Source organism: Anaerosporobacter sp., from assembly GCF_031551385.1.
Classification (GTDB): Bacteria; Bacillota; Clostridia; order Lachnospirales; family Lachnospiraceae; genus Anaerosporobacter.
Genome location: NZ_JAVBNS010000158.1, coordinates 1 through 23325, shown reverse-complemented (window position 1 = coordinate 23325; position 23325 = coordinate 1). Strand labels below are relative to the sequence as shown.

General features: G+C 34.5%; 24 protein-coding genes. 16 read left to right on the top strand and 8 right to left on the bottom strand.

Features of this window, described 5'->3' with window-relative positions:
* From RMR19_RS12990 to RMR19_RS12980, 3 genes are all read left to right on the top strand, one after another.
* Window positions 1-1154, top strand: a 1154-nt coding sequence (locus RMR19_RS12990) for a putative DNA modification/repair radical SAM protein (RefSeq protein ID WP_310603920.1), incomplete at its 5' end; no start/stop codon positions are given.
* A 141-nt stretch (window positions 1155-1295) separates the two neighbouring features.
* Window positions 1296-2066: a TIGR03915 family putative DNA repair protein gene (locus tag RMR19_RS12985; protein ID WP_310603919.1), complete on the top strand. Its 771-nt coding sequence runs from the start codon at window positions 1296-1298 to the stop codon at window positions 2064-2066.
* A gap of 149 nt (window positions 2067-2215) precedes the next feature.
* Entirely contained in the window at window positions 2216-2632 is a 417-nt protein-coding gene (locus RMR19_RS12980; RefSeq protein WP_310603918.1) for a hypothetical protein, read from the top strand.
* A gap of 145 nt (window positions 2633-2777) precedes the next feature.
* Here RMR19_RS12980 and RMR19_RS12975 read toward each other — a convergent pair whose 3' ends face one another.
* Window positions 2778-3035 carry a hypothetical protein gene (locus RMR19_RS12975; RefSeq protein WP_310603917.1) on the bottom strand — a complete coding sequence of 86 codons (258 nt, stop codon included), beginning with the start codon at window positions 3033-3035 and terminating at the stop codon, window positions 2778-2780.
* An 11-nt stretch (window positions 3036-3046) separates the two neighbouring features.
* Window positions 3047-4363: a GNAT family N-acetyltransferase gene (locus RMR19_RS12970; protein WP_310603916.1), complete on the bottom strand. Its 1317-nt coding sequence runs from the start codon at window positions 4361-4363 to the stop codon at window positions 3047-3049.
* A 225-nt stretch (window positions 4364-4588) separates the two neighbouring features.
* On the opposite strand from RMR19_RS12970, the gene RMR19_RS12965 reads away from it, so the two are divergent.
* Window positions 4589-5185, top strand: a complete 597-nt coding sequence (locus RMR19_RS12965; protein ID WP_310603915.1) for a superoxide dismutase — start codon at window positions 4589-4591, stop codon at window positions 5183-5185.
* Here RMR19_RS12965 and RMR19_RS12960 read toward each other — a convergent pair.
* Window positions 5170-5904 carry a glycerophosphodiester phosphodiesterase gene (locus RMR19_RS12960; protein ID WP_310603914.1) on the bottom strand — a complete coding sequence of 245 codons (735 nt, stop codon included), beginning with the start codon at window positions 5902-5904 and terminating at the stop codon, window positions 5170-5172. The genes RMR19_RS12965 and RMR19_RS12960 overlap by 16 nt on opposite strands.
* A gap of 223 nt (window positions 5905-6127) precedes the next feature.
* Here RMR19_RS12960 and RMR19_RS12955 point away from each other — a divergent pair, with 223 nt between their 5' ends.
* On the top strand, window positions 6128-6472 hold the full coding sequence (locus RMR19_RS12955; protein WP_310603913.1) for a phenylpyruvate tautomerase MIF-related protein: 345 nt from the start codon (window positions 6128-6130) through the stop codon (window positions 6470-6472).
* An 86-nt stretch (window positions 6473-6558) separates the two neighbouring features.
* Here the strand turns inward: RMR19_RS12955 and RMR19_RS12950 are convergent, their stop codons facing one another.
* Window positions 6559-6969 carry a putative ABC transporter permease gene (locus tag RMR19_RS12950; RefSeq protein ID WP_310603912.1) on the bottom strand — a complete coding sequence of 137 codons (411 nt, stop codon included), beginning with the start codon at window positions 6967-6969 and terminating at the stop codon, window positions 6559-6561.
* A gap of 291 nt (window positions 6970-7260) precedes the next feature.
* Here RMR19_RS12950 and RMR19_RS12945 point away from each other — a divergent pair, with 291 nt between their 5' ends.
* The 10 genes from RMR19_RS12945 (at window position 7261) to RMR19_RS12900 (ending at window position 17932) form a co-directional block, all read left to right on the top strand.
* Window positions 7261-8592: a bifunctional folylpolyglutamate synthase/dihydrofolate synthase gene (locus RMR19_RS12945; RefSeq protein ID WP_310603911.1), complete on the top strand. Its 1332-nt coding sequence runs from the start codon at window positions 7261-7263 to the stop codon at window positions 8590-8592.
* Window positions 8593-8760: 168 nt separating this feature from the next.
* Complete coding sequence (locus RMR19_RS12940) at window positions 8761-9339, top strand: hypothetical protein (RefSeq protein WP_310603910.1); 579 nt, start codon at window positions 8761-8763, stop codon at window positions 9337-9339.
* Between the two features lie 108 nt (window positions 9340-9447).
* On the top strand, window positions 9448-10593 hold the full coding sequence (locus tag RMR19_RS12935) for a bifunctional chorismate mutase/prephenate dehydratase (protein WP_310603909.1): 1146 nt from the start codon (window positions 9448-9450) through the stop codon (window positions 10591-10593).
* 166 nt (window positions 10594-10759) lie between these two features.
* Window positions 10760-11236: a methylglyoxal synthase gene (locus RMR19_RS12930; protein WP_310603908.1), complete on the top strand. Its 477-nt coding sequence runs from the start codon at window positions 10760-10762 to the stop codon at window positions 11234-11236.
* A gap of 317 nt (window positions 11237-11553) precedes the next feature.
* On the top strand, window positions 11554-13014 hold the full coding sequence (locus RMR19_RS12925) for a S1C family serine protease (RefSeq protein ID WP_310603907.1): 1461 nt from the start codon (window positions 11554-11556) through the stop codon (window positions 13012-13014).
* Between the two features lie 172 nt (window positions 13015-13186).
* Window positions 13187-13735, top strand: coding sequence for an ECF transporter S component (locus tag RMR19_RS12920; RefSeq protein WP_310603906.1), 549 nt, complete (start codon window positions 13187-13189; stop codon window positions 13733-13735).
* Window positions 13722-14333, top strand: a complete 612-nt coding sequence (locus tag RMR19_RS12915; protein WP_310603905.1) for a hypothetical protein — start codon at window positions 13722-13724, stop codon at window positions 14331-14333. Before RMR19_RS12920 ends, RMR19_RS12915 begins: the two co-directional genes overlap by 14 nt.
* Window positions 14334-14368: 35 nt before the next feature.
* Window positions 14369-15307, top strand: coding sequence for an adenosine deaminase (gene add / locus RMR19_RS12910; RefSeq protein WP_310603904.1), 939 nt, complete (start codon window positions 14369-14371; stop codon window positions 15305-15307).
* Between the two features lie 156 nt (window positions 15308-15463).
* Complete coding sequence (locus tag RMR19_RS12905; RefSeq protein ID WP_310603903.1) at window positions 15464-16456, top strand: ABC transporter substrate-binding protein; 993 nt, start codon at window positions 15464-15466, stop codon at window positions 16454-16456.
* Window positions 16457-16750: 294 nt separating this feature from the next.
* A complete protein-coding gene (locus tag RMR19_RS12900) occupies window positions 16751-17932 on the top strand; it encodes a cation:proton antiporter (RefSeq protein ID WP_310603902.1) in 1182 nt (393 codons plus the stop codon).
* An 87-nt stretch (window positions 17933-18019) separates the two neighbouring features.
* On the opposite strand, the gene RMR19_RS12895 is transcribed toward RMR19_RS12900, so the two are convergent.
* Both RMR19_RS12895 and RMR19_RS12890 read right to left on the bottom strand, forming a co-directional pair.
* Window positions 18020-18358, bottom strand: coding sequence for a DUF4366 domain-containing protein (locus RMR19_RS12895; protein ID WP_310603901.1), 339 nt, complete (start codon window positions 18356-18358; stop codon window positions 18020-18022).
* A gap of 164 nt (window positions 18359-18522) precedes the next feature.
* Window positions 18523-20880: an ATP-dependent helicase gene (locus tag RMR19_RS12890; protein ID WP_310603900.1), complete on the bottom strand. Its 2358-nt coding sequence runs from the start codon at window positions 20878-20880 to the stop codon at window positions 18523-18525.
* A gap of 234 nt (window positions 20881-21114) precedes the next feature.
* Between RMR19_RS12890 and RMR19_RS12885 the strand changes: the two genes are divergently transcribed.
* Entirely contained in the window at window positions 21115-21738 is a 624-nt protein-coding gene (locus tag RMR19_RS12885; RefSeq protein ID WP_310603899.1) for a DUF1836 domain-containing protein, read from the top strand.
* A 58-nt stretch (window positions 21739-21796) separates the two neighbouring features.
* Here RMR19_RS12885 and RMR19_RS12880 read toward each other — a convergent pair whose 3' ends face one another.
* The gene (locus RMR19_RS12880; protein WP_310603898.1) at window positions 21797-22117 is read right to left on the bottom strand and encodes a YerC/YecD family TrpR-related protein; all 321 of its coding nucleotides are present in this window, start codon (window positions 22115-22117) and stop codon (window positions 21797-21799) included.
* A gap of 162 nt (window positions 22118-22279) precedes the next feature.
* Window positions 22280-22993 carry a phosphatase gene (locus RMR19_RS12875; RefSeq protein WP_310603897.1) on the bottom strand — a complete coding sequence of 238 codons (714 nt, stop codon included), beginning with the start codon at window positions 22991-22993 and terminating at the stop codon, window positions 22280-22282.
* Window positions 22994-23325: the final 332 nt, after the last annotated feature.

Below are 23325 nucleotides of genomic sequence, written 5' to 3'. Positions count from 1 at the left end.
AAGGATTGTTTTTAAGCTCGGGAATTATTAATACACCGAATTATACAATGGATCTGATTTATCAAGCAATTTATCAATTACGAGTTATTCATAGATTCAATGGTTATATTCATGTGAAAGCAATACCAGGAGCAGATCCAGATTTAGTAGATAAAGTAGGTTGGTTAGCAGATCGTATGAGTGTTAATCTGGAATTACCTACGGCAGATGGACTTAAAATGTTAGCACCGAATAAGAATCGAAAGAATATTCTAAAACCAATGAAACAGATTCAGAATGGAATCTATCATAATCGACAACAGCTTGGTTTAAAGGATAAGCAAGTGCTATTACCGAATAAAGAGATTGCTTTGCGAGATAATAAGACTGGGATGATTGCGACAGGATTAAGCAATCAAGATATTAGTGTAATACACAAAGAGAATGCGTTAAGAGTAAAAAGACTTTCTGCCATTGATATGAAACAAGGTGATCGTGCCTACGTTCCAGCAGGACAAAGTACACAGATGATAATTGGTGCAACTCCAGAGAATGATTTTGAGCTTGTTTCTGTAGCAGAAGCATTATATCGTAATTTTAATTTAAAGCGTGTTTTTTATTCTGCATTTGTAAAGGTAAATGAGGATAGTTTACTACCAACACTTCCAGGTGGACCACCATTACTTAGAGAGCATAGATTATATCAAGCGGATTGGCTTTTAAGATATTATGGGTTTAGTTCTAGTGAATTATTAAGTGAGAAGCAGCCGAATTTTAATGTGTTATTAGATCCAAAATGCGATTGGGCAATTAGAAACCTGCATTTGTTTCCTGTTGAAATCAATAAAGCAGATTATTATACATTATTACGTGTTCCAGGCATTGGTGTGAAATCGGCATCACGAATTATGGAAGCAAGAAAACATGCGAAATTAGATTTTTCAGATTTGAAGAAAATTGGTGTTGTTTTAAAAAGAGCGATTTATTTTATAACTTGTAATGGAAAGACAATGTACGCGATGAACTTTAATGAGAATTTTATTACAAATCAGCTTACATCATTGGAAGATAAGATAATGATTGGTTTAGAAGATAAGACAACATATCAGCAATTATCATTGTTTGATGTAAAGAATTTTAATGTGAATAATTACAATTTGGGAATGAGAGCTTAGAATTAAATATAAGTTTATAAGTTTATAAGTTTATAAGTTTATAAGTTTGTAAGTTTATAACTTTAGCAGTTTGTTAGTATACTAGTTTGATGATTGGTTAATTTTAAAGTTTGCGATTTGCTTTATATAAGAGAGGTGAGAATGTTGGAGCAGTATATCTTTCAATGTGAGGATAGTTTAGATGGAATTCTTACAGCGGTCTATGATGCTTGGGATAGCCGATATGGACATAAAAACATTCAAATTCAATTAGAAGATAAAGAGTTGAATTACCAGTTGTTTTCAACCTATATTCAAGTTACTACAGACTATGAAAAATCGGAAAAGGTTGCAAGAACGATAAGGAAGAAGATATCAGAAGCTGCGTATGAATCAATCTGTCGTGCAGCTATGACAGATAGACAAGAAAAAGCAGATGTTATTTACCGCTTTATTGTATTAGGACTTTATTATGGTTCTAGTATTATCACAAATTATAGTAATCCAAGTGTGCAAGCTATCTTTGAGATGAATCGAGCTGTTGGCAATGAGGTGCATCATTATCTTGGTTTTTTGCGTTTTTCAGAATTAAAAAATAAAGTTTTATATTCAAAGATAGATCCGAGGAATAATGTGATCGCTTTATTAGCACCACATTTTGAAGATCGTTTACCAGTTGAGAATTGGATTATTCATGATGAAGTGCGTCAATTGGCAGTTGTGCATCAAATCGGTGAAGGTTGGGTACAAGTAGATACTTCAGAAGTAGATTTTTCAGCATTAGGAGAAGTTAATACAGAAGAAGAGGAACTAGAACAGCTTTGGAAGGCTTTTGTAAAGTCAATTGCAATAAAAGAGCGAACGAATATGAAATTGCAAAGACAGAATTTACCGATTCGTTTTCGTGGTAATATGACAGAATTTATTAAGTAATGGTAGTTCTCTTTCGATGAATATTTTAATGTAAGAGTGGGATACTAACTTCGTAATACGTAACGATAATTCTATAAGTTTTAAATCCAAGTTAAAAATTTGAAATTGTAGAGTTATGCCAAGTAATAGTATACGAGGAGGAATATTCTATGAAAAAGAGATTATACGTATTAATGTCGGTGTTCTGTTTATCAATGTTGGGATTAACTGCATGTTCGAGAGAAAACGCAGTTAATGGAGATACCTACGATGGTACAACAAATGATAACCTAACAAACGATGGAGTAACAAACGGAACAACTAACGGAGTTAACAATGGTGTGACGAATGGAACAACCAATGGAGTACCGAATGGAGTTAATAATGGTGTAACCAATGGAACGACAAACGGAACAACAAATGGAAACACAGTAGGACAAGATATTGAAAATGGTGTTGATAACGTAATTAATGGTGTAGAAAACGCTGTTGATGATGTTACTGGAAACAATATTAACAACACTAACAACAATACCAACACTACAAACACAAATAACAGTGCTACAAACCCAAGTAACAAAAGATAATAGACTACGTGAATGTAGTGCTGAATAGTTACTAAGTAACTATGACGATAAAAAGCTTATACTTTAATAGATAGTAATTATAGCCCAATAATTATTATCATATAAAGTATAAGCCTTTTATTAAAAAATAATAGCTAAGATTATATTATGCGTCAAAATTAATAAAGTAATTTTGATCATTACTTGTAATAGATAGCGTTGCAAGATTGAAATCATCTGTCATAACATCAATTTGATATTCGAAAACATCATCTTCATGATTTTTAGATAGATAGATATAAGAACCATTTTCTTTGTCTTCTATAAAATCTGAAATTTCAGTATAGATAGAACAACCATCTACTTTCTTTGGATAGCCGGACTCTTTAATCTTGTCCTCAATTGCTGTGTAGAATTCTTCCATCTACGAACCTCCTACTTATCTTTAAATAGACGACGATAGCGTTTCATATAAACAGTAGCGTCTACTCCAGAATCATATTTTTCAAGTACTTTACGTGCAGTTTCTGTTCTTTTAGCAGCCATATCCTTTTCTGCATATTTATAATACGATTCCTTTGTTATTACATATAGATAACATTGATGATTATTATCTGTTATTTCTTTTTCAAGATCCATGCCTATTTTCTTGGCAAGACCGATAGAACGGACATTTCGAGTATCAATAGAAGCAACAATTCTTTGGATTCCAAGATATTCAAAAGCGTAGGAAAGAACAGCTTTTGTACATTCAAGTGCATATCCCATACCCCAATGATTTCCGTCTAATAAGTATCCTAATTCAATTTCCATGCGTTCATCAATTGTACGATTTTGTATTCCGCATCGTCCAATTAATTCATTGGAATCCTTCTTGAAAACACCCCATAAACCATATCCAAAGAAAGAGTAGACATTTTTGATGTATGCTTTATGCTTATCAATTTCTGTTTGTAGATAGTTATCGATGTCATCAATGAATTCTTTAACTTTTGGATCTTGATAGATTTGATACATAATTTTAATATCGTCTACGGTAAGTTCTCGAATTACAAGACGTTTTGTTTTTGTGATTTCTACAGGAAGATCATAAGCTCGTCTATATTCGCTATCAATAAAATGATAATCAATATCTTGAAAACTTTCAATTAAAACACAAGAACGACTTAAATCTTGATTTCCAGAGTTTGGGTTTAGGAAACCAATAGATTTTATCTGAGCGTTTTCAGCAGCAATTGTACCGTTCATAGAATCTTCAATTACAATAGCTTGTGATGCGGATAAGCCAAGTTCTTTTAATGCAAGATTGAATATTGCTGGGTCTGGTTTCGAATGTTCTACAGCATCGCCACCAACAATTACATCGAAATATTTATTGAGACCAAGCATCTTTGTAATTCTCTTAACATCTGATTCAGAAGAAGAGGAGGCTACGGCCATTTTGATACCGTTGCGATACAAATCTTGAATCAATGTTTTGACAAAAGGAATCGGTGGATAACCTTCTTCTTTAACCATTTTTCTTTGCGTAAGTTTATTGGCATGCTTTAATTCATCAATAGATACATTAAGATTGTAATCGTTTATGATTTGCTCCATTGTATCTGCAACACAAACTCCGATAAATTGAGAACAATAATCTAGTGTTAAGTCAACGTCAAACTCTTTTAACGTGTTGATTAAAGCTTGTAAGTTGAGTGGTTCGGAATCAACAAGAACACCATCCATATCAAATATAACCGCTTTTAACATAGAACCCCTCCTAAATGGATAAATTTTATAGTTATTTAGAACATTAAGAAAAAGTTCTAAATAGTTATTGAAATAATGTAGATACTATAAGTTTACCATTTTTTTTTAATAATGTACAGTGTGTAATTATTTGATAATGGTGGCATATATTAAGAAGTGTATATTGGCTATGTATAAAGTTGCTGGCGAAAGAAATGTAATAAGAAAGGAAAGAGGGATGGAGATATGTTAAAAGCGGAAGAATTTCAATATAACAATACGATTACAGTTGTAAATAGGGCACAATTTGAGGCGCATTATAAATTGTATAATGGCTATGTTACGAAATATAACGAAATTGAAGCAATCTGTATAGAAGGTAATGTGAAGGCAGAGGAAGCGAATGCTACATATAGTAAGTTTCGTTGCATAAAGCGTGGAGAGAGTTATTCATTGAATGGAGTTATACTTCATGAGCTATATTTTAGTAATATTGGTGGTGATACAACAATGCCATCTTATAGTGGGCATAGATTAATAGAGAAGTATTTCGGAACAGTTGATAATTGGATTACAGACTTCATTGCTACTGCAAAGGCAAGTCGAGGTTGGTCGATCCTTGCCTTTGAACAGCGAACGCAGAGACTTATGAATATGAGTTTAGATACACATGATATGGGATCAGTAATATATGGTTTCCCATTGCTTGTTTTAGATGTTTATGAACACGCTTATTTTCTGCAATATGGAACAGATAAGGCATCCTATATTGAAAATTTTATGAAAAATATAAATTGGTCAGTCGTTAATCTACGGACAAATGGGCTTCAAAGTCTGCTTTGATGTAGAACGTGATGTTTTTTGTGCTTGATAAATTTTTGTGGAAAATCTGTCACAATAGCAGTAACGCGTTGCTTTCTTAATTTATGGAAAATTCGGTCATGGTTAACAGTCCAGACAACGAGTTCATAGTTATACTTTTTGCATATATAGAGTAAGAAGCGTGTTACTAGATAATAATGTGCAGCAATAAAATCAGCATTCGTATTCTTTAAGCGTCTGAGTGGAAAGAATTCTTGGAGGCGTTGAGGAAGAGAAGCACCTTCTAGTCCAATTAACAGGCCGGTTCGTATATGAGCATCTATGTGCTTTATTTTCTTAATTATATGATCTGAAAAACTAATCATTATGAATTCATCATAATTAAAGTAAGTAGTAACAAGTTCAATAACTTCTTTTTCATAACCTGATTCCTTGAATTCGACATCAAGATGAATCTTACCTTGGCATAGCTTTAAAACATCTTCTAAAAGGGGAATCTCAAATCCTTTTCGACGTGTGATGGAGAGAAGTTGTTGATATGTCAATTCGCGAATTCTTTTGTGACCAATCGTTGGATTATGATAGATAACTAGCTGAAGGTCTTTTGTTCGGCGAACATCAAATTCCACCATACGTAGTTTTAAATCTATTGCAATCTGGAATGATTCAAGGGTGTTTTCATATTTTGCAAGACTTTTTGCTCCTCGGTGAGCAATGATATAAGGTTTTTTTCTTTTCATAACATATTCATGCATATATATGGAAAGCAATGCATGACTCCTTCCTGATATTAAAGTTAGAGGGGTAGTACCTTCTGAATTGATATCTTATTTTATACTAATATTATAAAAAAAGAAATAGTTTGCAGATAAATTTTCTGTTGTAATTTTCCAAAAGATTAGGTATCATCGTATATGATAGGAATTAAACTAGGACGGAATCGTTCTAAGAAAGGGGGCCAACATGCCATTTATTAATTCAAAAGTTTCAGTTACTCTTACTGATAATCAAAAAGAAGTGTTAAAAACAGAGTTAGGGAAAGCAATTTCTCTAATACCGGGAAAAAGTGAAGAGTGGTTGATGCTTGGATTTGAAGATAATTATAGTTTATATTTTAAAGGACAAGCATTTGAAAAAATTGCATATGTAGAAGTCAAAATATTTGGAAGCACAACTGCAGAGGCTTATGATAAGTTGACTGTAGCAATTTGTGATATATTCAACAATGTAGTTGGAGTAGATAAAGATAAGATATATGTGAAGTATGAAGAAGTAAGCCATTGGGGATATAATGGATTTAACTTCTAGTAACCAATAAGAAATAAAAGAGACTGTTGAGAAATGAGTTCTTACTACATGTGTAGAGAATATTCGTTTTACAACAGTCTTTTTTATTAGATAATTGATTTTTTTCTTAAGAGTATCTTCTCATAGAACAAGCCCATAGCAAACCATAGTGGTGCATAGTCAAATCGGATAACTCCTTTTAAATTGAATTTGGCTTTGCTGTAGTTCCAAGGACACGCTTTGTACTTCTTTAGGAATTCTCCTGTAAAGAATTCCGTAAGGAAGATACAGACTGTATAGACCCCTCCTCGCAGTAACGTGTTTGTATTCTTCAGTAATTTGCATACTGGTGTTAGGAATGCGGCAGCGCCGTAAATAGGGAACATCCATATAGATGTGTGGCAAGTTAGTTCAGGGTCTTTTCGAGAACGAAGAGAGCTAAGTCCCGTCCAGAAACATTCCATGCACCAACCGAGTAGACCACAAGTAATAAAGTTAGTAAAAAGATTTTTTTTCATAATGCTAGTATCTGAAAATGATTAAGTAATATTCCAAAATAGTTAGGTGATTGCATCCATAGATGGATATTCATGAGAAAACTCATAGTAATGCAAATCTCAGTATGCTATAATGCTTATGATGCAAAGTAAGGATAGGTTACGAAGTTTTGTATATTTACTTTGTTAATACACAAGTACAGATAAATTAGTTAATGAGTAAAAAGTTACTAGTATTCATTGGAAAGATTATTATTAATGTTTGACTCCAAATAAAAATAGAATTTACCACCTAGAAAAGAGGACTATGAATTGAATTATATAGAAGCTATAAAATATATAGATGAAATAGGGATGCTTGGTAGTGTGCTTGGGCTTGAGTCGACAACAGAGTTACTAAACCGTCTTGGCAATCCACAAGATAAGTTGCAATTTGTGCATATCGCAGGGACGAATGGCAAAGGCTCTACAGCGGCATATATAGCGAATATTATGGCCTTGGCTGGCTATCGAATTGGTAGATATATATCGCCAACAATTCGTTGCTATTGTGAACGCATTCAGATTACAGACAAAACAGAATTATCAAAAACAAAGACAACCTATATAACAGAAGAAGCAGTTGCAAGACATCTTACTACAATTGCAGATGTGTGTAACGCGATGGCTGCAGATGGGAAAGCACATCCAACTCCTTTTGAGATTGAGACGGTCATGAGTTTTCTTGAATTTGTAGAGCAAGGTTGTGATTTAGTTGTATTAGAAGTTGGTATGGGTGGAAGACTAGATGCAACTAATGTAATTAAGAATACACAGGTAGCAGTTCTTGCATCAATAAGTATGGATCATATGCAATTCTTGGGAGATACATTAGCTCAAATTGCATATGAGAAGGCAGGAATTGTGAAAAATGGTTGTAAAGTAGTATCGTATCAGCAACAACCAGAAGCTATGGAAGTTATCAAAACAGTATGTGAAGAGAAAGATGCAGAACTAGTAATTACGAATTTTGAGTCAATACAACATGAAGAATACCATGTTGATGGAACAAAATTTGACTTTGTAATCGATAAGGATAACGAATGGAGGCAGTTAGAGATTCGTTTGTTAGGGAAGATGCAGGTTAAGAATGCTGCAGTAGCAATTCGAACGGTGCTTATGCTAAAAGCATTAGGATATGCAGTGACAAAGGAAAATATATATACTGGATTAAAGGAAACAGGTTGGAATGGACGTTTTGAGAAGATTCATGATAATCCGATGATAATTCTTGATGGTGCTCATAATGAAGATGCTGCCTATGCATTAAAGGAAGCAATGGATTTATATTTCAAAGACAAAGAATGTATCTATGTTATGGGGGTATTAGCGGATAAGGAATATGAGAAGGTATTGAAGATTGTGGCAGACAAAGCAAAAGCAATCTATACGATTACACCGAATAATATACGGGGTCTGAAAGCAGAGTCCCTTGCAGCATGTGCGATGCAATATTGTGATAATGTGAGAGCCACAGATTCTGTAAAGCAAGCATTACAGTTAGCGATAGAAGATGCACAAAAAGATAGAATGCAAGAGGAAGAAACGCCAATTATAGTATTTGGTTCACTATCGTTTCATGAAGAAGTATACTTGGCATTGTAATAGGTATTACTCTAAGAGTTCGAAATGCCTTGTTTGCTGAATTGTACAGGTATTGTGTTATTATTTTCCTATTATTTGCCGATATTAAAAGTAAGGGTGAAAGAAACTAAAAAATAGGATGACAAGGTTTGTCATTCTAAGGCGTTATAATAGGGATAGGGTGATAGTATGTTTATTAATATGAAAAACACAATGAATGCAATGAATGCATTAGACATCTTTAAGCAACAACAAAAGAAGATTCAAAAGCAACAAAAAGAAGAGAAGAAACCTTCCATCTCAATTGGAATGCAAGAGGAAGACAGCGAGGAAAGACAGAAGCGTATTCAAGAAAGGCTAAAAAGTATACGAATGAAGATGGCGATGGGAAAGAAACTTACCGCATCAGATTTAGAATTCTTACGACAAAATGATGCTATGCTGTATCTAAAAGCAATCAAACTGGAGATGTCGCGTAAGATGTTGAAGGAACAGATTAAAAGAAGTAAAACAAAAGAAGAAGTACACAAAGTGGTATCGAGTCATATGTCTTCTGCGTGTGGTACGAATGAAGATAAGCAGATGGAGCAGGCAGCAGTTGCAGATGAGTCCGCAGACGCTATGAAAAGTGACCGATATAAGAAACTTCCTGCAACAGAACGTGAACGAAAGAAAAAGGAAAACATGAAGAAGACCAGAATAAAAAGAGTAGTTTTACGTGCAAAATTTAACACGTTACTTGCCAATAGTGGACAGTCTGTTATATAATAAATGTTAGTGAAAAGATATATTAAATCTATAAGATTTTAGAATGAATTACGGTATAGATTAAGATATAGATTAGAGTATAGGTATAACATGGAGGAAATGGTTCAGATGGTAGATTTACTGAAGAGTAGAGAAGAGATAGACCGCATTGACAGACAGATTGTTTCTTTGTTTGAAGAACGTATGGTGATAGCGACAAATGTTGCGGAGTATAAGATTAGTGTTGGCAAGAAAGTATATGATAAACAACGTGAGGAAGAGAAGCTAGAAACACTAAGTTCTTTGGCTCATAGTGAATTTAATAAACATGCTGTAGAAGAGTTATTTACACAGATTATGTCTATTAGCCGTAAATATCAATATACATTAGTGAAGTCAGAAAGCTCAACCGAATCATTTAAACAGATAGAGAAGTTACCGATTACGAAAGATACAAAAGTAGTGTTCTTTGGACAAGAAGGTACATACACACAGCAATGTATGGAGGACTACTTCGGAACGGAAGTGAATAGCTTCAATGAATTAACATTCCGTAAAGTAATGGAAGCGGTAAAAGAAGGAAAAGCGGATTATGGCGTATTGCCGATTGAGAATTCATCAACAGGTGGAATTACAGATATCTATGATTTGTTGATCGAGTATGATAATTATGTTATTGGAGAACATGTAGTTAAGATTCAGAATGCGTTACTTGGCTTAGAAGGCGCAACAATTGAGAATCTAAAAACTGTATATTCTCATGCACAGCCGTTAATGCAATGCGCGAATTTCTTAAATGAGCATGATTATATCGAAAAGAAAGAATATCTAAGCACAGCAGCAAGTGCGAAGAAAGTCATGGAAGATGGAGATATCACACAAGCAGCAATCGGAAGTAAGAAGGCAGCAGAGTGTTATGGATTAAAGGTTTTGAAAGATTCCATTAACTCAGATGATACAAACTGTACAAGATTTATTATCATTGCAAATCAGAAGATTTTTCTTGAAGGTGCAAATAAGGTTAGTATCTGTTTTGAATTACCACATAAGAGTGGTACATTATATAACATGCTGTCCCACTTAATATACAATAATTTGAATATGGCAAAGATTGAATCAAGACCAATTAATGGTAAGAATTTTGAATATCGATTCTTCATTGATATTGAAGGAAACCTTCGTGACGCAGGAATGATTAATGCTCTTCGAGGAATTGAGGAAGAAGCAGCCTCTGTTCGTATACTAGGAAATATTAAGACGAACACGAAAATCTAAGATAATTGTAGCTTGAAGGAGGTACTCCTAAAGAGTTATAATGATTCTATATAACAAAACGTGGTTACTGAGTTACTGTTCCTACGTAATATCTCGCAAGGTGTTTTTGGCGAGTGTAGCGAAGCGAAAGTCACAGAACAAATAACATACAGATAGGAGAAGGCATATGATAAACGATGATTTTATTAACTTCACAATTGGGGAACAAAAAAGTATTGCATTAATTGCTCATGATAGCAAGAAAGCAGAATTAGTAGATTGGGTACAACAGCATAGAGAGGTTTTAAAGAACCATAAATTATGTGGTACAGGAACAACAGCTCGTTTAATTGCTGATAAAACAAATCTTTTCGTAAAAGGATATAACAGTGGTCCTCTTGGTGGTGACCAACAGATTGGTTCAAGAATTGTAGAAGGAAATATTGATTGTGTTATATTCTTCTGGGATCCACTAGCAGCACAACCACATGATCCAGATGTGAAAGCACTTCTTCGTATTGCGGTAGTATATGATATTCCAATCGCAAACAATCGTGCAACAGCAGACTTTATGCTAACATCAAAATTCATGAATGCAGAATATGAAAGAAAAGTTGAAAACTTTAATAAGACAATGGCTGCAAGATTGGAAAGTTTCAAATAAGAACAATAGTAATAGGCTCTATGTCAAGTGTTGGTGAGTGAGGTGCGTTGCCTCTGTACGAATGCTTGAGATAGAGCTATTTTTTGTCTTTTGTTTTTTGTATTTGGATAAAAGGGAATATTTATAGGGGAGCACAGAACACATTTTCATCACAAAGAGTTCACATTTTCTTCAAGAGACAATCACAGATTGAACATACTTTCTTGCTAAACTATATCTATCAAAAGGAAAACAACAACAACTGTTAGTTGAAAAACACAGAGAAAACAACAGCTAACAGCTCTATAGAATAGGTATAGCGAAAGGAGAAATTAATTATGTATAATGAAATGAATAACAATCAAGAGAACAATCAAACTTACGAAAATGTATATGGTGATAACAATTCGACAATCGATTCAGTTATCGTAGAGGAAACAATCAAGGAATCAAAAGGAAGAAGACATATTCCTAACTTTGTGAGAGTTCCAGCATCGGCAATCGCTTTTGGGGTTATCGCTTCCCTAAGTTTTCAAGCAGTGCAAGGAACTGCTCCTTCAACGACAGCAACAGTGCAAGAATCATCAACGAATATAAGCGTTGATAATAGCACAGATACTACATCAGATTCTGGAATAAAGGCCGTTACAACAGATACGTCTTCCTCCTCAACAACAGCAGCAACAGATGTATCACAAATAGTTGAAAATGTAATGCCTTCGATTGTAGCAATCGATTGTACATCAACAGTACAACAGCAAGATGTATTTGGTAGAGTATATAGCCAAGAATCCACAGGAAGTGGTTCAGGAATTATTATTGGACAAAATGATAACGAAGTTTTAATTGTTACAAATAATCATGTTGTATCAGGAGCTACTGCAGTAGAGATTACATTTAGCGATGAATCAAAAGCGACTGCAGAAGTAAAAGGCACAGATTCTGGTGCAGACCTTGCAGTAATCTCTGTTCCATTATCTAGTTTAACAGAAGATACTAAGAACACAATTCGTGTTGCAACGCTAGGAGATTCAGATAGTGTTAAAGTTGGTCAAATGGCAATTGCTATTGGTAATGCATTAGGATATGGTCAATCAACAACAGTTGGTTATATCAGTGCAAAAGACCGTGAAGTTGCAACGGAAGATTATACAATGAAGTTATTGCAAACAGATGCAGCAATCAATCCTGGTAACAGTGGTGGTGCATTACTTGATTCACAAGGTCGTGTAATTGGTATCAATTCAGTTAAATACGCATCAGAAGAAGTAGAGGGTATCGGCTATGCAATTCCAATTTCTTATGCGATTCCTATTATTAATGATTTAATCAGTAAAGAAGATATCTCAGAAGAAGAACAAGCATATCTAGGTATCACAGGTCAAGATGTAACAGATACAATTTCTGAGAGATATGGAATGCCAATTGGTGTATATGTTGGTCAAGTAAGTGAGAACTCTCCTGCAAGTGAAGGTGGACTTCAAAGTGGAGATGTTATTACTTCATTCAATGATAGAGAAGTTAAAACTATGTCACAATTACAAGAACTATTAGGTAATAGAAAGGCTGGTGAAGTAATCGAAATCGTTGTTAGCAGACTTGTAAATGGCAATTATGAAGAGCAAACAATTACGGTAACATTAGGTAAAAAGAGTGAAGCTACAAGTAGTCAAACAACACAAGAAAGTACAACAGAAGAAACACAAGGACAAACTGAGCAAAATAATCAATATGGAAATGGTCAATATGGACAAAATAGCCAAGATGGACAAATGCAACTTCCAGGTAACGGAAGATAGAGAAAAGAAAGCAATACAACACGAATAAAATAGAAAGGATAAGCAAGGCATCTCTAAGGTGATTAATTTACCTAGAGATGCCTTATTCATGTTATTTTATAATATAGATAAACTTGAATCTATTCAAAATCAAACTTTCCGTGTATACTTATCATCATGGAGGGATACTATTATGACACAGAAAAATAAAACAACAAAATTAGTACTTACAGCATGCTTTATTGCATTGGGAATTGTCTTACCTTTTGTAACGATGCAGATTCCAAGCATTGGGAATATGCTTTGTCCGATGCACATTCCAATTCTCTTATGTGGGTTTATATGTGGAGCACCTTATGGTTTGATTGCGGGTATTATTGTACCACTACTTAGAAGTGTAATGTTTGGGAAACCACAAATGATGCCAATTGCGATTGCGATGGCTGCTGAATTGGCTACGTATGGTTTGGCGACAGGGCTACTATATAGTAAGTTAAGAAAATTCAAAGGGAGAATCTATGTATCATTAATTTTTTCTATGATTCTTGGTAGAATGGTATGGGGAATTGTATCTTTTGGATTGTTCCATATGCTAGGTAATCCATTTACGTGGAAGTTTTTCGTTATGCAAGCATTTATAAAAGCGATTCCAGGAATTATCATTCAGTTAGTATGTATACCAGTTATCGTGTACCAATTACAGAGAGTTCAAACATTGGAGAATAGCAATGGAAGAGCATAAACTAATTATGAAAGAGGCTTGCGCTAGAAGATTCGCAAAGGCAAAAGAAGCAATTGATAAGCTTTTAATAGAAACAACAAAAGAAACAATTCTAATAGGAATCGATGGAAAATGTGCTAGTGGAAAGACAACGCTAGGATATTATCTAAAGGGTGTCTATGACTGTAACTTGTTTCACTTAGATGATTTCTTCTTACAAGAACACCAAAGAACGAAAGAAAGACTTGCGCAGATTGGTGGAAATGTAGATTATGAAAGATTCAAGGAAGAAGTGATGAAGCCTGTATGCTCTGGAAATGATGTGATTTATCGACCATATAGCTGTATGGAAGGCAAGATAAAGGAGGAAATTCTTGTTGCGAAACATAGAGTGAATATTATGGAAGGCTCGTATAGTTTGCATCCATATTTTAATGACCCATATGATGTGAAGATTTTTATGAATATCAATGAAAAGGCACAGATTGAGAACATAAGAACAAGAAATGGGGAAGAGAGATTACAGCGATTTATTGCAGAGTGGATACCGAAAGAAACCGTGTATTTTGAAACATTTCATATTGCAGAGGGCTGTATTCAGATTGAGTGGAATGTATAGATGTGTAATTACACAAGGGAAAGGAGGTATCGCATATGGATTTTAAGAACTTACCAAAGATAGATTTGCACTGTCACTTAGATGGTTCGTTGGCACTTGAGATGATACAGAGGCATACCGATAAAATTGTAACAATGGCTGATTTGCAAGTGGAAGATAATTGTCGGTCGCTGGTGGAGTATTTGGACAAGTTTCAAATTCCGATTGAATGTATTCAAGATGGAGAGGCGTTAGAAGATGCTGCATATACATTTATAAAAGAGGTAGCGAAAGAGAATACAAAGTATATTGAAGTACGTTTTGCGCCGATGTCCTCTGTAAATGCGAATCTTACTTGTGAAGATGTAATAGAATCTGTCTTGAAGGGGCTAGAGCGTGGCAAGAAGGAGTTTGCAGTCCGATATAATGTAATTGTTTGTGCGATGCGACATCAAGGCTTTGACGTGAACAGTAAGATGCTACGAGTAGCAAGAGGATATCTTGGTGATGGTGTTTGCGCACTTGATCTTGCGGGAGACGAGATGACATATCCAGTGGAAATGTTTCAAGATTTGTTCCGTCTAGCGAAAGAGTTGGATATGCCATATGTAATCCATGCAGGAGAGACAGGAAGTCTTGAAAATGTTAGAAAATCGTTCGAATATGGAGCGAAAAGGATTGGACACGGAATTGCCCTTCGCCATGACAAAGAGTTAATGAAAGAGATTGGAAGACGAGGAACAGGAATTGAGATGTGCCCGACAAGTAATCTCCAGACGAAAGCGATTGAAGACTGGGGCAAGTATCCGTTAATGGAATTCATAGAACAAGGTATCAAAGTAAGCATTAATACGGACAATCGAACCGTAAGTAACACGAATATGACAAAGGAATTACAGCTAATCTATGAGCGTTTTGGACAAGAGGAAGCCTTGATTCGTAAGCTACTTAACAATGCGGTTGAGACTTCTTTTGCGAAGGATGTAACGCTTTAAGATATTGCAAGGAAATATAGATATTGAATATAGAGGGAGATGTTTTGGTTAAATCCAGAAACATCTCTTTTTTCAATGCTTTTTTAATCGGTCATGCACAGCGTTTCAATCTTGCGAATATACTACTACAAGAATATATTTGCAAGGAGAGTTGTCATGAAAAGTAGGCGAATAGCAATTATATTAGTGCTACTCATGGTAATGACGTTATTGGCAGGCTGTAAGAAGGATAGTAACCTTACGAAGATAACATTGAATGAAGTTGCACATTCCATCTTCTATGCACCTCAGTATGTGGCTCTTGAGCTTGGCTACTTTGAAGATGAGGGATTAGATGTAGAATTAGTAACGGGATTTGGTGCAGATAAGACGATGACCGCGGTATTGTCTGGGGAAGCACAAATTGGTTTCATGGGTTCGGAGTCTTCTGTCTATGTATATAACGAAGGCGCAGAAGATTATGTAGTCAATTTTGCTCAATTAACACAACGAGCAGGTAACTTCCTAATTGCGAAAGAGGCAAACGATAATTTTAAGTGGTCTGATTTGATTGGAAAGACAGTTATCGGTGGAAGAGCAGCAGGTATGCCACAGATGATTCTTGAATACATCTTGAAGAAGAATGGTATTGATCCTATAAAAGATGTCACAATTATTCAAAACATTGATTTTGGTTTGACGGCAGAAGCATTCTCCTCTGGAACGGGGGATTACACGGTGGAATTTGAACCATCTGCAACAGCACTTGAGACAGAAGGGAAAGGCTATGTAGTTGGTTCGTTGGGTGTAGAGAGTGGTAAAGTACCATATACGGCGTATTCAGCAAAGAAGAGTTATATTGCGAAGAATCCAGAGGTTATTCAGAAGTTCACGAATGCGATTCAAAAGGGTCTTGATTATGTGAATTCTCATACACCAGAAGAGATTGCAAAAGTTATAAAACCGCAATTTAAGGAAACAGATGATACGTCATTAGTGACAATTGTTAAGCGATATTACGATCAAGGAACATGGAAAGAGAATACAGTGTTCGCAGAAGAAAGTTTTGATTTATTACAGGATATTCTTCTTGAAGCAGGTGTAGTTGAAAACAAAGCGCCATATACGGATTTAATTACAACAGAGTATTCGAATAAGGCAACTGAATAGTGGAAGATAATATCTGTTTTTTATGCAATTTAATCCATGAAAGTAAGAGTCGATAACAGATTGTATGTATATTAAAAAGCATTAAGTGTGAAAAAATGGATAACTATATTGTTAAAAATGTATAAAATTTATCGAAAAAAACTTTGAATTTTTCATATATTTCAATGATAAAAAAGCTAGACATTTGATTTCAATAGGTATACTATATGTAAGACGACGACGCCAAAGGGGAAAAAATTGGCGTCGTTGTTGCGAGTAAAAAAGTTTATACACAAAAGAATGTGGAGGCGTTTTATGGAAACATACGGATATCTATTGGACATTGCACTTATTCTCCTCAGTACGAAAATACTAGGAATAGCAACAAAGAGATTTCATTTACCGCAAGTAGTAGGCGCATTATTAGCCGGTATTGTTTTAGGACCTGCAGCACTGAATATACTGAAGGAAACGAATTTTCTTGTTCAACTATCTGAAATTGGTGTTATAGTATTAATGTTCTCGGCAGGTTTAGAAGCAGACTTGCATGAGTTAAAGAAAACAGGAAAAGCTTCATTCATTATTGCTATGTTCGGCGTACTTGTACCATTAGCAGGTGGTATTGGAGTAGGATATATCTTTAATAAAGAAAGTATTATTGCAAATGATGCAAGTGCAAGCATCTTATTACAAAATATATTTATTGGTATTATCTTAACAGCAACGTCAGTAAGTATTACGGTGGAAGCGTTAAAGGAAATGAAAAAGATTAATACAGCAGCAGGTAATGCAATTCTAGGTGCAGCAATTATCGATGATATTCTAGGAATTGTAGCTCTTACCGTTATCACAAGTGTTACAGATTCCAGTGTAAATATTGTTGTTGTATTATTAAAAATCGTAGCATTTTTTGTTTGTTCCCTAATTGCTGGACTTATATTCTACAAATTAATGAATTTCTTGAATAATCGTTACCATAGAGATATGAGACGTTTTATTATACTTGCATTTACATTTTGTTTATTGATGTCATACTGTGCAGAAGAGTTCTTTGGTGTGGCAGATATTACTGGGGCGTTTATTGCAGGCTTGATTATTTCGAATACAGAACGAACAAAATATATTGCAAATCGTTTTGAAGTTGTTTCTTATGCATTTCTATCACCAATCTTTTTTGCAAGTATCGGTTTAAAGATTGTATTGCCAAAGATGAGCATGGGAATTGTAATGTTTGCCGTTGTATTAACAATCGTGGCAGTAATAACAAAGATTGTTGGCTGTGGCTTGGGATCAAAATTTTGTGGATATAGTAATAGAGAATCTATGCAGATTGGTGTAGGTATGGTTTCAAGAGGTGAGGTAGCGTTAATCGTTGCAAGTAAAGGACAAGCGTTAGGATTAATGTCATCTTCAATTTTAGGACCAATAATAATTGTTGTAGTTATTACAACAGTAATATCTCCAATATTGCTTAAAATGGCTTTTAAAAAAGGTTAATATAGATAAGAAAAGTGGCGGTCATATTAAAATGGCCGCCACTTTTCTTATAAAAAATATAATGAATTCTAAAATCGTTGTTACGATTTAGTTTTCCTCTGATTCGTCTTCAATGCTATCTACTTCATCTTCTAATAGCTCTTCAGAATCATCTTCTACTTCGAAAGCTTCTGTTTCGAAATCGTCTTCGAAATCATCTTCAAAGTCGTCGTCATAATCATCATCTAAGTCATCTTCGAAATCTTCTAGATAATCAGGTGTACAACGTTTGTAAATAGCATAAACGACAGCAGCAATAGCAGTAAGAACAGCGATAGTAGCTACTATACATAATGCTTTATTCTTTTTCTTTTCTTCAACCTGTTTCTTTGTGATAAGGTCATTTAATTTTACAGCACTTAGTAATTCTTCGATTTTGTTATTCATACGTACACATCCTTTCTTTTCATACTAATCATATTATAAATCTGACTAGTTAGTATCTATAATATTATATCACGAGAGTACGTATTTTACTATAATTATTGAATTATTTAATAAATTTATAATCAAAATAAGAAAAGATGTTTATAAGTATAAGAATATAATGCCTATAGTCGGATTAATTTAGCAAAGGAAGCCTTCATTTTTTTCATACCACTTGTATCAAAATCGACACTTACTATGTAATCATCACCTTGCTTACTCATCTCAGCGACAATACCAACACCGAATTTGGGGTGTTTAACAGTATCGCCAACACTATAATCAATAACAGCTTTGGTTGGTTTTGGCTTATCAAAAGTAGTATCACCAAGCTTGCTAGAAGTACCAAATCCCTTTGAGATAAATGGATTGTTTGCAAAGATGTTATTTTTATCAGATTGTGTACCTGTTGGCGGAGTCCATGTGCCACCTTTTTGCGTAGAACCACCTCCATAGAATGGTGTCTTTGCTTGCGTATTGCTAAATGGAGAAGAGCTACCTGCACTGTAGCGATTGCTAGAAGTGGAAGCTTGGTTTAAGAGATAACGTGGTATCTCGTTAATAAATCGAGAAGGACGATTGAATTGCGTTTCCCCTCGAACCATACGTTGTCTAGCTGCACTGAGGTATAATTTTGTCATAGCACGGGTAATACCAACATAGCAAAGGCGACGTTCCTCTTCAATATCAGTAGGGTCATCAGAACTGATGCACATATAGCTAGGGAAGACGCCTTCCTCCATACCACATAGATATACATATGGAAACTCAAGACCTTTGGCTGCATGTAATGTCATTAAAACAACGACATTGTTTGATTCCTCCAGGTTATCGATATCAGCAACTAAGGCAACTTCCTCAAGAAAACCACTTAAACTAGGTTCTTCCTGTGCTGATTTCTCATAAGAGACTACTTTATTAATTAATTCGTTAATATTTTCAATTCTTGCTTGTGATTCCTCTGTATCCTCTGCTTCGAGTTCACTTAGATAACCGGTAGCTTCAAGTATCTCATTGATTAAGTCTTCAAGAGAATATTCTGGGTTTGCCATCTTGGATTTAAGAACCTCAATTAAACTAACAAAAGGTGAAATCTTAGACATACCACGACCGAGTCCAGGGATAGATTCTGCTCGCTTTAATGCAGCATAAAAGCTCATTCCAGTACCTATAGCGTAATCGGTTACACGATCTATCGTAGTTAAACCAATTCCACGGCGTGGAATATTGATAATACGTTTTACTGCAATGTCATCAAGTCCATTATCAATCGTCTTAAGATATGCTAAGATATCTTTGATTTCTTTTCTTTGATAGAAGTTAATACCACCAACAATTTTGTAAGGAATATTGCGAAGGATTAATTTTTCTTCAAATATACGGGATTGTGCGTTTGTACGGTAGAGAATAGCGAATTCATTGTAATCGTGTCCATCATTAAGTATAAGATTATACATATCAGAAACAATTTCATTGGCTTCTTCGTATTCTGTATCAAATTGTGTGAAGGATAACAGTTCACCTTCGCCATTTGCTGTCCATAGACGCTTATCCTTACGTCCAAGATTGTTATGGATTACTTCGTTCGCAGCATCAAGAATATTGCTAGTGGAACGATAGTTTTGCTCAAGTTTAATTACCTTCGTTGCAGGAAATTGTTTCTCAAAGTTTAATATATTATAGATATTAGCACCACGGAATTTGTAGATAGATTGATCATCATCACCTACGACACAAAGATTATGTTCACGTTCACCCTCTTCATTACGACCAGAGGCAAGAATACTAATAAGTTTAAACTGCACTGTGTTTGTATCTTGGTATTCGTCAACCATAATATACTTGAAACGTCTTTGATAATATTCTAAAGCATCAGGATAGTTTTCAAACAATTCAACTGCTTTGAAGAGCAAATCATCAAAATCAAGAGCGTTATTTTGCTTTAAACGCTTCTGATATTCTTTGTAGACACTAGCATATTTACTTTTGTTTAAATCGCCTTGTGCTTCACGTTCATATCTCTCTGCAGAGATTAATTCATTCTTTGCGGAGGAGATAACACTAAGAAGAGTACGCTCTTTGTATGTTTTGGTGTCAATATTAAGGAACTTGCATACATCACGAACTAAAGTTTTCTGGTCATCTGTATCGTATATTGTAAAGTTTTTATCGTAACCAAGGTAATCAATATAGCGACGAAGAACTCGTACACATGTGGAATGAAAAGTACTAACCCAGATATTTTCTGAGCCATATCCCACAATATTATCAACTCTTTCACGCATTTCTCTTGCGGCTTTGTTTGTAAATGTAATGGCTAAGATGTTCCAAGGATTCACATCAAGCTCATCGATTAGATATGCTATACGATGGGTAAGAACACGAGTCTTTCCAGAACCAGCACCTGCGAGTATAAGTAAAGGTCCTTTGTTGTGCTTAACAGCTTCTAGTTGTTGGGGATTAAGTGTATCATAAATACTCATAATGAATACCGCCTATCTTTATTAATTGAATGTAATTTGTTGCAAACATATGTTTATATTATAGCATTATCTATATTAGGTTACAACAAAAAAGAAGAGGGATTGATTTGTTAAGAAATAAATGAATGATTCCATGTCTATAACATATTGTTATTTAGGACTTGTTATCTAGTATCAAATACTATATAATATATCTGCGAGGTGATAAAATTGAGTATGTCAAGAGACGAGTTTATGAATAAATTAATAAGTGAAATAGGAAAAATTGACTATATTAAAGCGGATGATATCCCGAATATAGACTTATATATGGATCAAGTTACAACGTCTATGGACAAGCATCTTAAATCAAGTATACGTGATAAAGATGATAAGATGTTAACAAAAACTATGATTAACAAGTATACGAAGAATGATTTGCTACCGCCACCGAATAAGAAGAAGTATACGAAAGAACATATGATACTGTTAATCTTTATCTACTACTTCAAGAATATTCTTTCGATTACAGATATTCAGAATGTATTGAATCCTTTAACAGAAAAGTATTATCAGTCTGAAAATGGAATCAATTTGGAAGATATCTATAGTGAGGTGTTTGACCTTGAGAAAGAGCAGATTGATATTCTGATTAAAGATGTATTGAAAAAGTATAATCGTTCAAAGACGACATTTGGAAATGCGCCAGAGGGTGAGAAAGAATTTTTAACAACATTTTCAATGATTTGCATGTTAAGCTTTGATGTATATATGAAGAAAGCGATTATCGAGAGATTAGTTGATTCTGCATTTGTTAAGAAAGGTACAGAGTCATCGAAGAAAAAAGAAACGGAAAAAACTTCAAAAAAAGCAGAATAGAGTAAATAACAAAAAGAACGTTGGTGTTTGTCCACATAACGTTCTTTTGTTATTTACTCTATTGCTCTGAATCTGAAGGTTCTTCTTCGAATATTTCGCCTAAACGCGAGAAAACCATATCGTAACCATCGTTTCCATAGTTGAGGGAACGATTCACTCTACTGATCGTAGCTGTTGAGGCACCAGTCTTTTCTGCAATTTCAAGATATGTTTTATGTTGACGAAGCATCTTCGCAACTTCAAATCTTTGAGAAAGGGATAATAGCTCGTTCACGGTACAAACATCTTCGAAGAATGTATAGCATTCTTCTGTATCTTTAAGACTAAGAATTGCTTCAAACAAATAATCGACAGCAGTAGTTCTAATCTTCTTACTCATCCATAACGCTCCTTTTCTAAATTATATCATATTTTACCACGATAAAGTTATAAAGTAAAGAGAAACAGAAATGTTGTTATATATACTATGACTGTAAGTTATATGTTGCTGTGAATGTTTTGTGTGAACATAAAGTTATATTATTTGAATGCAATCCATATACTATTTTTTTGATAAGAATGCTTTTAGTTTCTCAACAGAAGTGTTTATGATAAGCGCATCTGGAAAGTCTACTTCAGCGAGTAATGGGGCGCTAAATGTAGTATTTGCAATATCAGAGATTGTATGAGCATCGCTGTTTAAACAAACAGGAACGTCATATTTTTTGCATAAGGTAAGAATTGTTTTATCATTTTCATATGCATTCTGGCGAAATCCTTTTGGATTTAGAGAGCTGTTATTAATCTCGATAAGAACATGATTTTTCTTTGCAGCAAGTACGAATTGCTCGTAATCAACTGGATAGCGAGAATCATCTGGGTGTCCAATAACATTGATATATGGATTCTCCATGGCTTTAATATATGCGTTTGTATTTTGCTCCATTGTTCCAGGGTCGATACATGGTGTGTGAAGACTTGCAATTGCATAATCAAGACCTTGTAGTGTTTCTTCATCCAAGTCAAGTTCGCCGTTGTAGCCAACAATATTTACTTCAGATCCAAGCATAAGTTCTAAGTCTCCATATTGTCTGTTAACTACTTTTAAGTTATGAAAATAAAACAGATGGCAAGTGCCTGGCATTGCAATCGCATGATCGGAAACTCCTAATAGTTTAAGACCTTTTTCTTTTGCTGCAACAATCATTTCTTGCAACGTATTGTAGGCATGTCCACTAGCAATTGTATGTGTATGAATATCTAATTCGTAGTTCATATGGTTATCCTTTCTGTGGTGGCGAGAGGGTGAATTTTTATTCACCTAAAATTTACATCATTGTTCTAACTGTGATTCATTATATAACAATAGAGAAATAGACGCAAGAGGCTACTATTTAATACTATGGCTTATGAGAGGGCGGTTTTTAATAAAAAAGATAGTGAAATAACATGGAAAATACTATATAATAGAAAGAAGAAGTATAAAATAAGTTCTTTTATTCTGATAATACAGTCTAGGGGGAGTAACGTAAATATGAAACGAAAGATTTATCTATGTATGTTATTACTTATAGTAACCTGTATAATGCCTATGTATATACATGGAAA